General features: G+C 49.4%; 12 protein-coding genes. 1 reads left to right on the top strand and 11 read right to left on the bottom strand.

Features of this window, described 5'->3' with window-relative positions:
- Positions 1–166: 166 nt before the first annotated feature.
- Genes ACI1P2_RS06345 through ACI1P2_RS06335 form a run of 3 tightly spaced genes read right to left on the bottom strand, consistent with a single transcriptional unit; the run spans position 167 to position 3,509 of the window.
- Positions 167–2,419: a helix-turn-helix domain-containing protein gene (locus ACI1P2_RS06345; RefSeq protein ID WP_355317907.1), complete on the bottom strand. Its 2,253-nt coding sequence runs from the start codon at positions 2,417–2,419 to the stop codon at positions 167–169.
- 45 nt (positions 2,420–2,464) lie between these two features.
- Complete coding sequence (locus ACI1P2_RS06340) at positions 2,465–2,647, bottom strand: hypothetical protein (protein ID WP_355317905.1); 183 nt, start codon at positions 2,645–2,647, stop codon at positions 2,465–2,467.
- A complete protein-coding gene (locus ACI1P2_RS06335; RefSeq protein WP_355317903.1) occupies positions 2,640–3,509 on the bottom strand; it encodes an AraC family transcriptional regulator in 870 nt (289 codons plus the stop codon). Before ACI1P2_RS06335 ends, ACI1P2_RS06340 begins: the two co-directional genes overlap by 8 nt.
- Positions 3,510–3,645: 136 nt before the next feature.
- Here ACI1P2_RS06335 and ACI1P2_RS06330 point away from each other — a divergent pair, with 136 nt between their 5' ends.
- Positions 3,646–4,743, top strand: a complete 1,098-nt coding sequence (locus tag ACI1P2_RS06330; protein WP_355317901.1) for a glycoside hydrolase family 88/105 protein — start codon at positions 3,646–3,648, stop codon at positions 4,741–4,743.
- A gap of 98 nt (positions 4,744–4,841) precedes the next feature.
- On the opposite strand, the gene ACI1P2_RS06325 is transcribed toward ACI1P2_RS06330, so the two are convergent.
- From ACI1P2_RS06325 to ACI1P2_RS06290, 8 genes are all read right to left on the bottom strand, one after another.
- Positions 4,842–6,335, bottom strand: a complete 1,494-nt coding sequence (locus ACI1P2_RS06325) for an MDR family MFS transporter (protein WP_355317899.1) — start codon at positions 6,333–6,335, stop codon at positions 4,842–4,844.
- Between the two features lie 61 nt (positions 6,336–6,396).
- Positions 6,397–8,814, bottom strand: coding sequence for an RNA polymerase recycling motor HelD (helD, locus tag ACI1P2_RS06320; RefSeq protein ID WP_355317897.1), 2,418 nt, complete (start codon positions 8,812–8,814; stop codon positions 6,397–6,399).
- Between the two features lie 678 nt (positions 8,815–9,492).
- Entirely contained in the window at positions 9,493–10,152 is a 660-nt protein-coding gene (locus tag ACI1P2_RS06315; protein ID WP_408976153.1) for a glycosyltransferase, read from the bottom strand.
- Between the two features lie 88 nt (positions 10,153–10,240).
- A complete protein-coding gene (locus ACI1P2_RS06310) occupies positions 10,241–11,062 on the bottom strand; it encodes an energy-coupling factor ABC transporter ATP-binding protein (protein WP_355317893.1) in 822 nt (273 codons plus the stop codon).
- On the bottom strand, positions 11,062–11,916 hold the full coding sequence (locus ACI1P2_RS06305) for an energy-coupling factor ABC transporter ATP-binding protein (RefSeq protein ID WP_408976149.1): 855 nt from the start codon (positions 11,914–11,916) through the stop codon (positions 11,062–11,064). The genes ACI1P2_RS06310 and ACI1P2_RS06305 overlap by 1 nt, the downstream gene beginning before the upstream one ends.
- The gene (locus ACI1P2_RS06300; RefSeq protein ID WP_355317889.1) at positions 11,913–12,656 is read right to left on the bottom strand and encodes an energy-coupling factor transporter transmembrane component T; all 744 of its coding nucleotides are present in this window, start codon (positions 12,654–12,656) and stop codon (positions 11,913–11,915) included. Before ACI1P2_RS06300 ends, ACI1P2_RS06305 begins: the two co-directional genes overlap by 4 nt.
- Positions 12,653–13,276 carry an ECF transporter S component gene (locus tag ACI1P2_RS06295; protein ID WP_007432050.1) on the bottom strand — a complete coding sequence of 208 codons (624 nt, stop codon included), beginning with the start codon at positions 13,274–13,276 and terminating at the stop codon, positions 12,653–12,655. Before ACI1P2_RS06295 ends, ACI1P2_RS06300 begins: the two co-directional genes overlap by 4 nt.
- A 14-nt stretch (positions 13,277–13,290) precedes the next feature.
- Entirely contained in the window at positions 13,291–15,426 is a 2,136-nt protein-coding gene (locus tag ACI1P2_RS06290) for an ADP-ribosylglycohydrolase family protein (protein ID WP_355317886.1), read from the bottom strand.
- Between the last annotated feature and the right edge of the window lie 24 nt (positions 15,427–15,450).

The raw sequence follows: 15,450 nt of genomic DNA, 5'->3' as shown, positions 1-15,450 counted from the left end.
TTTATCCATACAACCATTTTCGTATAATAAACCGCTTTCAAAAGAACGCAAATAAAGACCGCATCCATGTTTGCCTCCTTCTGACGGAGGAGTACGAGCAGGAATGCGGTTCCGAAATAACAAGTATAAGATCAGCTGTTCATGTTCAATTTAAAGAGCATGCGTCTCATGTTCTGGAAATTGGGCGGACGCGATGCAAAGAGCGGTAATCGCCCGGCGTGATTCCGGCTACCCGTTTAAATACTCTGCCGAACGTTATGGCATTGGCGTAACCCACCTTGAACGCGATATCCTTTAAGGAATACTCCGTCTCAAGCAGCAGCTGCTCGGCTTTCTTCATCCTCAACTCCGTAACGAAATCCACAAATTTCATATTAAATTCCGTTTTAAAAAGATAGCTGGCATATTTGCCGGATACCTGAAACCGGTCGCTTAAATGCTTCAGGGAAAGATCGGAATTGGCAAAGTTCTCTTCAATATAATTCTTCATTTCGTTGACCATTGCCCGGTAGCTTTTAGTTTCGCTGGCAGAGACATAGGTGCGGAATAAACCGGTTAAATATTCAAACAGAATGCCCTTCACCTCATGAATGGACTCCGCCTCTTCCAGCCGCTTCAGCTGTATCGAAGCTTTTTCCGTCGACAGTTCATCCTGCAGCTGCTCCGACATTACAGCCACTTCCCGGCCCAGCATTTGCAGCATGGCCTGGATTAGAGAGCGAATATCATCGTCCTGCAGAAAATCCTGTTCGAACGCTGTAAAAATTTCTTCCAGCCGCTCCCGCCACTGGACGCTTGACATCCGGAACTGCTTGACAAACTCAGCAATCATTTGTAAATACTTGTAAGTTTCAATTAAAGGCTGGCGCGCTTCCCCGCATTCCACCAGAGCAATATCTTCGTGCTTCAAGAGCTTGTGCTGCATCACATTGTCGGCTGCCGCATAAGAATCCCGAATCGCACCCGGTCCGGTTACCGCCGGTCCAATACCAAAGCTGAGGGAGATACGTAAATTCTGCTCTACCCAGGAACGGCATTCCTCAGCGAATATACGGATTTTCTCCGTCATCTCCTCATCGCTTCCGGCTGACAGGAAGAGAATTGCTGCCCGGTCCGTGCTGATCCACTCCGCCCAGCCCTGCATATTCACCCCTCGCGCCAATTCCTGAAAGACATTCATCAGAGCAAATTTGAGCGTGTTCTGGTCGTCCCTAGTATAACGATCCTGAAACACCTGCTCGTATCGGTTGATTTCACTGAGCACAACCGAAAAGCGGGATGAGGAATGAACATCTGTGAGCGGTGACAGCTCCTCCATCCGCTGGACGGCATTGTCCATCCGCTCATTGCGCAGCAGATCGGTGAATAGCTTGCTGCGCTGCAGCAGCAGGTTTTCTCTGCTCTTCTTGTCATAATCCGTCATATGGTTGATTAGATCTTCCAGCACCCCGTCAATGAGCCTCATTTCGTCTGGTCTGTAGGTGGAATGATCCATGGTCCGGATTTGATGGCCTTCAATGCGGTTCATAATCACCTGAATGGGCTTGTAGTTGCGCCGGGTAACATAGATCAGGTAAATAATCGCACAGACAACCGTTCCGAGAGCAATAGCCACCCAGAGATAGGAAATCACAGACACCCAGCCGAACAGATTTCCTGCCTTGATGCCGCTGGAGAACGTCCAGCCGAGTCTTTCCAGATAGATCGTGTTCAACTGTTTTCCATTTTTGGCGCCTTCACTGTCCGAGTGTGCGTGGTACACAGTCTGTCCGTCACTGCCAATAATGGTAAGGAAGGATAGCTGTTCGTTGACCATACTGTCGACCATATGTTCAATTCCGCTCATTTTGATATTGATGACAAGCATCCCCTCCGAGCCAAAAGGCAGGGGCATTCCTTTATTTATGGTAAGCACACGCACAGGCGTACGCTGCACGAACTCGCCCTTGTATTCCCTGACAGGTTGCCAGCCTTCCTGCAATGAACCCGAGACCATACTGCGAATCCAGTCTTCGTCTGCAAATCCCGAAAGATCTTTTAGGCCTGTTTCTGTTAAAACGCTTTCATTTTTCCTGTCATATAGATAGATGGATTGAATGTAGGATGATTCGTCAGTCAGATTGCGCAGGCTCTGGGCAACCGCATATATTGTCCCCGTATCCGTCTGGCCTTTACTGTTGAAATAACGTTTATAGGCATCACTGCGTTCAGCAGCCGCCAACACTGACAACTCAACTTCCTTTATCGTCCGGTCTACATTATCCACGATATAGCTGGTGGAGATGCGGTCCGCTTTCCTGGTTTCCATCCGTGAAATATCATTGATAAACACAAAAGAGGCAAAAATCAGGATCGTTACGGTAAGTAAAAAAATAGGAAAGTAGGACAGCAGCAATCGGCGATACCAGGTACGGATCAATAGACATCCCCCTCCATATAAGCATTGCTTCGCGCCGCGTTGCAGTTATAATAACGCGGAGACATAATTCCTTTGGATATCTATAGACAGCTTGCGAATTTCATCAAGGTTGTCGTTAAATCGTGTTACGTACTCACCATTATAATCCAGTCCCGAGAAGTTTTGTTCAAAACTGAGTATATATTCTTGCATCAGTTTGACTGCTGCCAGTTTACTCTCATCATTCATTTCTTCTTTGATTTTTCGTATGCCGCGTCTCCCCTTTCCCTCTATAATGCAATGGAGCATTGCCCGTGACCGTCTTGAATACTCGGCCGAAATGCGTCACGCTTCCGAAGCCCACCTTCCTTGCGATCAAGTTCACCTTCATGGAAGAGCTTTCAAGCAGCTTCTTGGCTTCCTTGATCCGTACGCTGTTCACGTACTCCACAAACGCGAAGCCTGTTGCCTCCTTGAAGGATCGGCTCAAATAATAAGGACTGATATAAAACCTGTCCGCCAGCAAATGAAGCGACAGTTCCTCCATGTAATGCTTGTTGATATAGCGGACGATCTCCGATACTCGTTCGTGCATGGGACTTGGCGATGTCAGCGGCTCCGCATCATGCTGCCGGAAGTGCCTGCAGCACAGGATGAGCAGCTGCACGGCGAGCGTCTGGGCAAACAATTCGAAGCCCTTTCCGCGTTCCTGCATCTCCTGAATAATCGCTCTGGAAAGCGTTTCGATTGACTCCTTAGTGCGCAAGGAACCGTTCATGACCAGATAATCCCGCTCCAGCAAAGGCTGAAGGGCTTCCTTATGAGAACCATCCGGCGAAAAATACCGCTCATGCATATTGATAATGAGCCGCTCATGCTTTGGCCGCTGCGCGTTGGTTGTACGGTGCAGAATGTTGGGAGCGATTATGACGACATCGCCTTCGTTAATGGTAATCGTCCGGTCTTGAATAAAAAATTCCCGCTTGCCGGACATCAGATAATAGATCTCGTAAGTGCTGTGAAAATGGCTCACCGGCATATGATGGCTTAACGCTTTCCGGTGGGATACCTGGAATGTGCCTTCATTATTTTCGAAATACAGATCTCCCAAACCGCTCCCCTCCCCACTTTCTTACCTGTTGTTCATTATATCGCAAGAAATAAGAAAAAAAGGAGATATCCCGCAAAACATGTACATATTCCGATGCTAGAATGGGAGTACAAACAACCAAGGAGGAAGGATGCGCATGCAAACTGCTTCATCCATTATGAGCCCCATTCAATGGGCGCTAAAAGCCTGCGAAGCGTTAATGAACAAATTCGAGCCGGAACAACTTCCGCCGGACCGATTCCACTACCATCAAGGCGTCTTCCTGTCTGGCATGGAGAAATGCTGGCGGCAGACCGGAGATCAGAAGCTGTACGACTACATGAAAGGGTGGGTTGACAGCCAGATTCTGGAGGACGGCAGCATCAAGAAGTTTATGTCCGACGAGCTTGACGACATACAGCCTGGCGTGCTTCTCTTCACCCTCTACGAGCAGACGGGAGACGAGCGGTACAAGAAAGCGCTGCACACCCTGGTGCCCTTGCTGAAATCTTGGCCGACAAATCCGTCCGGCGGATTCTGGCACAAGGGACATTGTCCGAATCAAATGTGGCTGGATGGCTTATATATGGCCGGACCGATTGCCGTGCAATTCGCCAAAACATTTGGCGGCAGCGATTATTTTGACATGATGGCCTTCCAGGCGCTGCTCATGGAGAAGCATACGAAGGACCCTGTCACCGGTTTGCTGTATCACGGCTGGGACGAAACCAAGCAGGCCAAATGGGCAGATCCCGTCACGGGTCTCGCCCCAGAGTTCTGGGGCCGTGCCATTGGCTGGTATCCCGTCGCCTTGCTTGAAATGTTCGAATACATGCCGGAGGATCATCCAGATAAAGCAAATCTCGTAACCATTGTACAGGATCTGCTTATCGCTCTGACGAACTACCAGGATCCCGCCACCGGATTATGGTATCAAGTCGTCGACAAAGGCGACCGCCCGGATAATTGGCATGAAAACTCCTGCACGTCGCTGTATGTGCATGCCATTGCCAAAGCCGTTCGGTTCGGCTATCTGGACGCTCAATACATGGAATATGCCTGGAAAGGCTACCAAGGCGTAATCGATACGTTGAAGTTTGACGACAACGGCAACGTCGTGATCGGCAACATTTGCATCGGCACGGGAATCGGCGACTACGCCCACTATATCGCCCGTCCAACCAGCGAAAACGACCTGCACGGAGCAGGCGCCTTCATCCTCATGTGTGCAGAGATGAATCTGGCGGGAAAATAGGTGTCATCATCGAGCCGTCGTATCAGTAGCAAAAAATAGCCTTGACCGACTAACGGCCAAGGCTATTTGCATACGGGCGAATCGGTGCCGATTCGCGATTAGTGGTTCATCATCGCCGGTTCCGGATTGTTCTCGCCGTCGGTTCTGTCTTCTTCCTGCTGCTTCGGTTTACGCAGAAGGAGCGTCAGTGCGACACCCGCGGTCACGAGGCATGCGGACAGGAAGAACGTGTCGCCATAACCCGCGACGACGGCGTTCAGCGGATTTGCGTCTGCTCCCGCGCCTGTGGCGTGGGAAGCGATTTGTGATGTGAGATAACCCGTCAGGCCCGCCACCGCGAAAGAAACGACGACTTGCTGAGCAGCTGCTGTCAGCGGTGTAACACGGCCCACCAAACGGCGAGGGGCAGAGTTCAGGACATGCGTGTTTAACGGCATCATGGAGAAGCCCATGCCGAGGCCCATGATGCAGATGCACAGGATAATAATCCACAGCGGGGTATCCACCGATATGCCTGATAAGACGAACAGGGAAATGGATACAACAGAAAGACCGGTGAAGGCGAGCGGACGCGCGCCGATCTTGTCGAACAGCCGGCCGCTGATGGGCATGCTGATGGCTGCACAGAGGGCAAAAGGCATCAGGGTCCAGCCTGTTTCAAACGCGGTGTAGTGCATGACGCCTTGCAGGTACAGCGGTACGATCAGCATTGCGCCGAACAGCGCGAGTTGTACGATCCACGTCAAGATGATGCTGCGTGTAAAGTCGGACGACTTGAACACTTTCAGCTCCAGCAGCGGCTGCTTCTGTGCCAGTTCCACGAAGATGAAGAGAATGAGCGCAATGCCGCCGACCGCCAAGCCTGTAATGGTCGATGTCCTGGCCCAGCCGGTGCCGCTTTCGCTTACGCCGTACGCCAGCATGGAGAAGGCGACCGGCGCAAGGCACATGCCGATGACGTCCAGATGCGGCGCCGCATGCCGGTCGGATTTCGGCAAATATTTATACCCGAGAATGAAGGCGATGATGCCGATCGGCAGATTGATGATGAAAATCCAGTGCCAGCTGACAGAATCGACCAGCCAGCCGGATAACACCGGACCGAACGCCGGCGCGATCTGCATTGGGATGCCGAGTAAGCCCATAACAGATCCGAGTCGCTCCGGAGGTGCTAACTTGAACACCATGGCCATTCCGATCGGGGCCACCATGCCGCCGCCCAAGCCTTGAATGATGCGGTAAATGATCAGCTGTTCCGGCGTTTGTGCGATGCCGCACAGCACGGAGCCAATCGTGAACAGGGCGATCGTAATCAAGAAAACTTGCTTGGAGCCGAATTTATCGGTCATCCAGCCTGCAAGCGGAATAACGGCGGATAAGGCCAGCGTATAACCGGTGACGGTCCATTGGATCGTCTTCAGATCGGTATCGAAGTATTCAACGAGCTTCGGAATGGCATTATTGACGATGGTGCTGTCCAGAATAACCATGATCATGCCGACAATAATCGCCATGAGTGGTGGCAGAATGGCCTTTAATGAGAAGTCGTCCCCGCCGGCTGCCAGCGGTTTTGCTTGTTTAGGAGTTGACATAGATCCCTGCTTTCTGCTCATCGAGCTGTGTTTGGATGAAAATAATGGTCACTCCCGATCGTCAATATGCTGCTTTCTCATATAAATTTGCAGGCAATGCCTGCACAAACGGCGACCAATCACCCGTCGTGTACAGATGAAGCCGGTGCATGGCCCGAGTGCACGCCGTATACAGAAGCTTGCGTTCGTTGTCCCTGCCGTAAGCTTGAGGTGAAGCCTCATAAATCAGAACTGCATCAAACTCAATGCCCTTGGCGAGGTATACGGGAATGACCATCACTCCTTTCTCAAAGGCAATCGTCTCCTTCGTAATGAGCTGCAAAGCTTCGCTTCCTTGCATCCGTAATAATTCAATGGCTGTGCGGCTTTCTGCCGCAGTCTTCGTAATGACGGCAATAGAGTCGAAGCCTTCGGCTTTAAGTGCCGCGATGTCTTTCAATATTCGCGCGTCACGCTTCTCTCCGTCTTCTAACCCGGCAAGAAGAGGTTTCGGTCCGATCCTTTCAAAGGGCACGATTTCCGATTCATCAGAGAGCAGTTCCTTCGTAAATTCCACAATCTCCCGGGTTGAGCGATAACTGCGCACAAGACGGATCAAGCTCGTCTCGGCTTCGCCATAAAGCCGAAACAGCGGCGAATCGGACTCCTGCAGGTTTGTAGCCTGCATAAAGATCGCCTGCCCGAAATCGCCAAGTACCGTCATGCGGGCACGAGGGAACAGTTTTTTGAGATACTCATATTGAAACGGCGAATAATCCTGCCCCTCGTCGACGAAGACATGCCGAATCTCCGTGTTCGTCCGAACGCCTTCGATCAGTTCTTTTAAATACAAATACGGAGTCGCATCCTCATAAAATAATTCGTGCCGGTCCAGCTTTTCTTTGGTTTGCTTGCAGATATCAGGCCAGAGAACAGGGATCTCGGCCTCATTCGTCTTCTCCCGGTAAGCAGCTTCATCGCCAAACAATTGGGAATACAGGCCTTGGACATCAATAAATGAAAATTTCCTCACGCTTTGCCTTAACGGTTTGAAGCTCATCTTCACGATCCTTTGGCTGAGCAATTCTTCTTCCTGCTCGGCAAAGTCAAAGTCGCCCTCATCTCCCCTGCGCTTGTTGCTTATTTTCTCGTAAACAGCGGCGTAATGCTCGGCAATGTCAAAGACTTCCCTGTCCTTGTGCAGCTCACCGAAAACTTCCGCATATTGCTCGTTGTCGAGATATTGAAGCTCCTCCTCTACCCAAGACGCCCAACGCTCTTTGCGTTCCAGTTGTGCCAGTTCCTTCAGTAGCCATTTCTGAAGGAGTTCGACACGATTGGCCAAGCGCAAAGAGGGATCGTAACTGTAAAATTGCGATCTCATCTGCTCCGCGGTGATCAGATCGCGGTCCCGAAACCGGATGCTGTTGAAAAGCATGCCTTCCCGACCCAGCCACAACGCATAGTTTTGCAGAACTCTCGAAAAAGCCTCGGACGCCTTGTATTTCATCCCCTGCAGGCGAGCCTCATAATTGGCAGTTGATTGTGCGGTCAGCACATATTCGATCTGATCGAAGGGATCCTCCAGACGTAAGGATGAACCAAGCCAATATTCGAGATATTCCTGCAAAGTCGTCTGCTGCATGTTCTCCTCGCCGAGCTCGGGCAGGACAGAGGAAACATAACTGTTAAAAATCGGATTCGGCGAGAAAAGAACGATCTGATCAGCCTTAAGCGAATCGCGGTGTTTGTAGAGCAAATACGCCACGCGCTGCAAGGCCGCGGAAGTCTTCCCGCTGCCAGCCGCCCCCTGCACGATAAGCAGCCGGCTATGATCGTTTCGGATGATGGAGTTTTGCTCCTTCTGGATGGTGGATACGATACTCTTCATTTGCGAGTTCGCGCCTTTGGCCAGCATTTGCTGGAGCAGCTCGTCGCCGATCGTTACGCTCGCATCAAACATATTACGGATTTGTCCATCGTGAATCTGATACTGCCGTTTCAGCTCCATCGTACCCGTGATCCGCCCGCCCGGCGTGTCGTAAGAAGCTGCACCGGGGGAATGGTCATAGTAGAGACTCGCGATGGGAGTGCGCCAATCATACACCAGGAAGCTCAATCCATCTTCCTCGACGAAGGAAGATACGCCAATGTATATCTGCTCGCTCAGGTTCAGGCCGTCCTCCAGAAAGTCGATGCGCCCGAAATACGGTGATGGGAGCAGCCGATTTAAGCTCTTCCATTGTTGCGTCAGAAGCCGGTGGCTGCGCTCCCGCTCGGATAACACCGCGGCCTGTTGTTTAATCGTATAAAATGTTTCTTCAAATTCTTCGTCCGAGCCCGTGTTAACCGTAACTTCTTCCCAGAACCGTCTGCGGATCTCAGCAGCCTGATCGTGAAGCCCGGCAACCTTCGGTTCCAGATCTTCGATCCTTGCTTTCAGTTTGTCCCTAACCTGATCCAGCCGGTCTTGTTCTGTCCGCCATTCCTTCTCCTCCATGTTTTTTGAACACACTCCTTTTCAATCCAGTCTGAAAAAAAGAGCATTGACAAATCAGAGGTCACTGGTGTAGAATTAATTTAGGAAAAGTAATTAAAATACCAGTCTTAACATGATTTTTCAACTGCGCTACCGATTATAACATAGCGTTTTTTCGTGTTCAAACCTTTTTTTTATCTCTTGGCTTATCTGCCAAGTTTTTTTATTTTACGGGTCAGTCCATAAAGACCTGTCGGCCACACAGCCGATTAAACCTGTTTTCCTTCTGTCAACGAACATAAATAATCGCCGCCCTGCTTCCGTCTTAAGAAGCGAGCGGCGAAGTTACTTTTTAGGACCTTTTGCCTTGCTGTTCTATTCTTACAAAGAGTGGATATTCCAAACTTTTTTTGCTTAAAATACGACGGTTTCGGGAGTAACGCCTTTTGGATGTGTTTATTTCTATTTTAAACGAAATGTTCAAAGTTACCGAAGCCAATATTGTTTTCTTTAAAACGATGCTTAGTCAGAATGGTCGACCTAACTTCTCCACTTATTTGTAACGTGTTGGACTTGCTAAAATATATTTAACGGTTAGACTGCATGATTTGACTAACCAATTAAAAAAGCTTTTTATAGTCACCCTTTCGGGCGATTATAAAAAGCTTAATCTGCTTTACAGCGCCTAATGCGCTCTCTTTAAAATTTTCCAGGAAATTGCTTGACAATGCCTTCTGTCAGGATATCCGCTAAATGGATCATATGGATTTCGTTTTTGTCGGTTGCTGCAATATCCGCTTTCCAATCCCCTTTGAGACGGTCTAGAACGATTTCCGTAATAAACTGGAGGTGTGCATACAACATATCTTGCAGCACTTTAAACTGCCAGTTCGGATTCGCTGTGCTTAAAAATTTGGCGATATCGTCGGCATTTCTATGCCAATCCGCCTCTAGCTTTTTCACATCCGCCTGATTTCCCGCTTTGGCCGCCGCCACAATTTTTACTGCGATCAGAATATGCTCTCTCAGCAGATCGGCCAGCTTATTGCCAGCGGCTTCTCCATAATAAGGTTTGATTACATTGCCTATGTCCTGCTGGTTCTGCAAAAGCCGGGCCAATACGTCCTTCTGATCTGGAAGATTCGATAGGGCGCTGACAATATAGCTTCTTGTCCATATCGTATGGTTGATCCAAACCTTCTGCATATCGGTTTTCAGCTGTACCATTTTGGGACTGAGGCAAACCACCGAACCCTTCTTCTCGGCCTCCTGCGCTTGCACGGATACTACTGGTGTCATGCTAACAACAAGCGCCAAGGTTAACAATAATGCCGGCAAGCATTTCTTTCTCACATTCATCTGCTCCTCTGTACATTTGGAATAAACCATATTATGGTTAAAATATCCGATTTTATACAGAGCATTTTTCACGTCGTTCCGCCATACTTTAATTCCGGTTCTCTTTTTGATTCGACCTGCCGTACTCCACAAATTCGTCCACTGTGACAATCTGGCCGGACCAATGTAATACGGATGCCAGTTGACTTACAGGCGGAGCCTGAATATGGCTTTCCTGCATCAGCGCAGGATTCCAAAAGATTTCCTGGGCGGTGCTGTCCGAAAGGACATGTCCATTCGTCATGATAATAACCCGTTTGAAATGATTCGCCACATAAGTCATATCATGTGTTATCGTAATGACGGTTTTGCCTTCCCCTGTCAGATAATCAATGATGCGAGTCAGCCGCTCCAATGAACGGCCATCCTGCCCTGCGGTCGGCTCATCCAGAATAATGACCTTGCTCTGCATCGCAATAACCGCTGCAATGGTCACAAACTTACGCATCGAATAAGGAAGACTGTAAGGATGCAGGGTCGCATATTCCGTCAGATCTGTCAGTTCCAGCGCTGTTGCAGTTATTTTCTTGGCCTCTGCAGCATCAACGTTAAGGTGTCGCGTGCTGAAAGCAATCTCTTCGTAAATGGTCTCATGGAACAGCTGATCATCGGGATTTTGAAAAACGTATCCGACCTTCGCAGAAATTTGCGCCGTTGTGTGATCTTTCGTATCCCATCCATCTACGGTGACGGTCCCCGATGACGGCTTCAAAAGTCCGTTCATCAGCTTCACGGCGGTTGTCTTCCCGGCTCCGTTTTGTCCAATAATGGCTGCCTTTTCCCCTTCCTGGAAGGACATCGAAATACGGTCTACTGCGTTTGTACCATTCGGATAACGGAAAGAAACCTGGTCCAAGGACAATATAGCCATTATTCAGTCCCCCCTTTTTTTAGCTGCGAAAATACAAGTTCTGCCTGCTTCCGGGTAATGGGAACCTGATTGGCGCCCCCCTCCCCGAGCAGCTTCAGTCCCACCTCGGCATACTGGGGCAGTGAACCCCCGTGCTCCATGACTTTCGGATTGCTCAGGATCGACTGGGTGTCTCCCTGCATGACGACTTGTCCGTCTTCCATCACGATGATCTGATCTGCATATTCCGCAATCCATTCCATCTTATGTTCCACGAGAATGATGGTCTTGCCCCGCTGCTTCATAAGATCGATAATACGGAAGATTTCCTCGGTGCCCTGTGGATCAAGCTGAGATGTCGGTTCATCGATAATGATCACCTCCGGGTCCATGACGATCACAGAGGCAAAAGCCACCCGTTGCTTCTGCCCGCCGGATAGTTCCATCGGATTAGACTCCGCGATCTTCTCCAGCTTCAGCAAGGCAATCACATCTTCAACTTTCTTGCGGATTTCAGCAGGTTCCATCCCTAAATTTTCCAAACCATAGGCAATTTCCTCGAACACCGTCTCCTTGGCTCCGCTAATCTGTGTAAAGGGATTCTGAAACAGGTAGCCGATCCGGGAGGCAATGTCCGCCAGCTCGTATTGCAGCAGATTTTTCCCAAAAAGCTGCACTTCCCCTTCCAGCTCTCCATTATAGAAATGGGGAATGAAACCTCTGAACACGCTGCACAGCGTCGTTTTCCCTGCACCGTTGGCGCCGATGACCGCGTAAAAAACACCAGCTTCAATGTTCAGTGTCACCTGCTTCAAGGATGTCCAATTGTTAATAGGGTATCTGTACGATACATTTTTCATGGATAACAGGCTCATCCCATAGCCCCTCCCTTCCAGATGATCAATACAAGCAGCAGAAGCAGCACGATCCTTACAATCGTATCCAGCGGCCCTTTGGGCAATACAGTCACATTCGTTTTTTTACGCTGGATCGTAAACGCACGAGATTCCAGTGTAATTACACGTTCCTGTGTATTTTCAAAAGACGAGATAATCAAGGTGCCAAGCACGGGGACGATGGCTTTGGCCCGGATCTTCAGGCTTCCTTCCGTCTCCACCCCGCGCGAACGCTGCGCATCCATAATGACATTCAGCTGTTTCCGCATCTGCGGAATGATTTGCAGCGTAGACATAATCACGTAAGTGACCTTCTTCGGTGTTCCCATCTTTTCCAGGGCGATAATCAGATCCTTCGTCTTTGTAATTTGGAAAAACAAGATAATCGAAGCTGTGATGGCAACGATCTTGGATGTCAACAGCAGACTGTAGTTCAAACCCTCCAGTTTCAGACTGAATATCCAGCCTGACCAGAGCACCGTTTCACCCGGATAGAAGAAGCCTTGAATAATAAAAATAAAGAGCACAATCAGCGTAACACCTTTAAAAAACAGACTGCAAAAGCCTTGGAAAACACCAGCCAGCAGTGCAATAACCATACATATTGGAAGAATGGCATATTGATAAGCATATCCCGGTACGATCAGAATGGAGATGAGGACAAAAAGTACACCCAGCAGCTTGGTTGTCGGATAGAGTTCAAGAATGGACTTTTTCACTTCACCTGATCTCCCTTCCGGTTCATTTTTTTGGAACGCATATAAATGTCGCCATAATGCATTTTAGACAGAAACTGTGGGGTCATTTTATATACAATCAGGGAGCTTGCCAAGATCGCCAGCACTTTATCAACAACACCGAGCAGCAGCGTTTGCGAAAATACGGCGGTCCAAATCTGCTTGCCCGTGGCCAGCAATGTGGCCATCACGATATCACCACTTTGGCCTGTTACTCCACCAAACAAAATGACTTGAATCGGACTGGACGTCGCCGAAGAGACGACGGCAATCAATAGGCCGGACACGATGATTCTCCAGGGCTTCACCAGCATCCGATACTTGGACAGGTAACCTGCGGTCAATCCGATCGCCATCGATGTGATGGCAAAAGGGATCGACACCGGATTCAGCATCCCATTCACGACGTTGCCAAGTCCTCCTGTAACCAGTCCCACCCACGGCCCTGCCACCATAGCTACGATACATGTCCCAATTACATCCAAATAAATCGGCATTTTCAAAATGGTCATCAGCTGATAAGCCACAACATTAATCGCAACCCCAATAGGAATCATCGTAATCGCCAACAGTGTAAAATCTTTTTTCAGACCCCGTTTCATAGCTGTCCTTCTTTCTATCGTTTATTGGGATGAATGTGGTAATCGGTATAAGCGGTCCGGCTGCTGTCCATCGTTACGAATCCAACTTGACCGCTCATATACGGGTTCTCATGATCGATATAGTCCATCAGAAGTTCTCCGTCTACAGAAATGGAATAATGATTGCCGGCTGCGACGATCGAAATCCGATAATCCGTTCCGTGCCGCCACATGAAAGGAGCCTCCTGCAAAGTACGCCAATTCATTCCTTCTTTTTTCAGCAGAGCCAGGTGGCCTTGCTTGAGCACCACGGCATAACTTCGAGCTGCCCCCTGAACCCGGAACAATACTCCATGGGACGAGCCGATGACCGGACGAATGGCAGCCGCATACGTGTAATCCCTAAAATAATGGGCCCCTGTATAGGCTTCCGCAGATTCGCCAGCCCCGCTTCCCGTTAGAAGACCGTTCTCCAACGTCCACAAGCCGCGGAGATGGGTCAACTGTCTGACCTCCTGACGTAATGTCGGCCATACCTCCAGCTTTTCGGAAGCAAAAGAAATGTCGATCTCAGGCTCGCCCCATAATTGAACATCATCTATATAAGCTGTTAAGGACTTCGGCTGCCCAAAGATTTCAGCCAGCGGAATCCATTCCACACCAACCTCCGACAATACGGCTCCCGGGATCGATGGAACCTTCCAGGTTAGCGTTGTCCATTGCTCAATAGGCAATACCGTGCGCTCCCCGTATACCCGGGTTCCATCCTGAAGGTTGTGCACATAAAGACGTGCGGCGACTTGCTCCTCATCTCCCTGCGAAATGTACACACTCATGGAAATGCTTTGCCCGGGATAAAAAACCGGTGTAAAGCTCGGGTCATAACGGCTGTCATTAAAATCCGCCGGTGTGTAATATGTCTTGAGATAGGTCCGGTAGCTCTCTCCCCCTACTAACGAGCTTATAGTCACTTGCAGAGAACGTTTTCCACTGAAAGCGATCCTGTCCGTATTTTTACATACCATCGTTACAGGCAATGCTTGCGGATAATGATTACGGAAGGCATGCGTGGAGCCAGGAAGCTCAAAATCAAAATGTGCGTGTACCCCCGGCTCGTCCGGCAGTTCCTGTCCCAGAAAATAGCGTTTGGAAATCGCGGCTGTCTGTTGGGCGACAGAAGCAATATCCTGAATGTTTCGGGAGCCTACAACACTGGAAGCGCATACAAAGTCATTGATCGGTGTTGTCCATTGCTCACCAATACCGGTTAAACCCGTCAAAACTCCTACAATGGCTCCGACATTGCCGACATTGCAATCGGTGTCCCATCCGCACATGTTGGTAATATTTATAGAATCAGAAAAATCGCCTTCGCCATACAGCAGCCCCAACACAACAACGGCTGTATTCGGAATGATGTGGCATATACCCGGATAACGATCATACCCGTAATGGCTTTGAATATAGCGTAAGCATGCCCGCCAGTCCTGGGGGTGCTCGTTATGAAAACGGATGATATCCTTGACAACCTCGCTGTAGCTGCTGTCTTCAGGAATTGCTGTGAGTGCCCGCTGAATGACTTCTTTTACCGAGGAAGACTCAAATGCTGCAGCACAACAGGCTGCTACAAATCGCCCTCCATAAATCCCGTTGCGGTCATGGGACACGGATGACATTTTCTCGGCCAGATCCGCGGCTGCCTCTGTGTCACCCGGGGCCAGAAAACCCCAAATATCACTGAAAATTTGACCGCCGATCTGCTCCGCCACCGCTTGCGAATTCTGCTCCTGGGAGCCCGATTGCGGAGCTGTCATCCCATGCTTCAAATTTAGGTAAGCAGTATGCTCCGTGGATATGCCATAACCTCCCCACCAGAAAAAGCCGTGGCCATCCGCAATGTAGTTCAACCATACCCTGCCCATATCCTCTGCGGTGACCTTTTGATTGAGAGGCAAATCTGCCAAAGTGTTCATAAAAAAAAGCGGTCCATTAATGTCATCGTCAGCCGCAAAGTTTTTAAAATCATATAAATAATCCGTGATCTCTCCAAAAGCCCTTTCAATCCGTTCATACGTCCAGTTTTCTATATTCGCGCCATGACGTACGCCTATCACTTTACCAAGCCAGCCCGCATACACTCGTTCTATATAATCCGCATGGTAAGCAACCATCCCCAAGCCCTCCTTGATCTTAAA

Origin of the sequence: Paenibacillus jiangxiensis, assembly GCF_046098255.1 — a bacterium.
GTDB lineage: Bacteria > Bacillota > Bacilli > Paenibacillales > Paenibacillaceae > Paenibacillus > Paenibacillus jiagnxiensis.
Note: the sequence above shows the minus strand (reverse complement) of the source record. Positions and strands in the feature narration are given on the sequence as shown.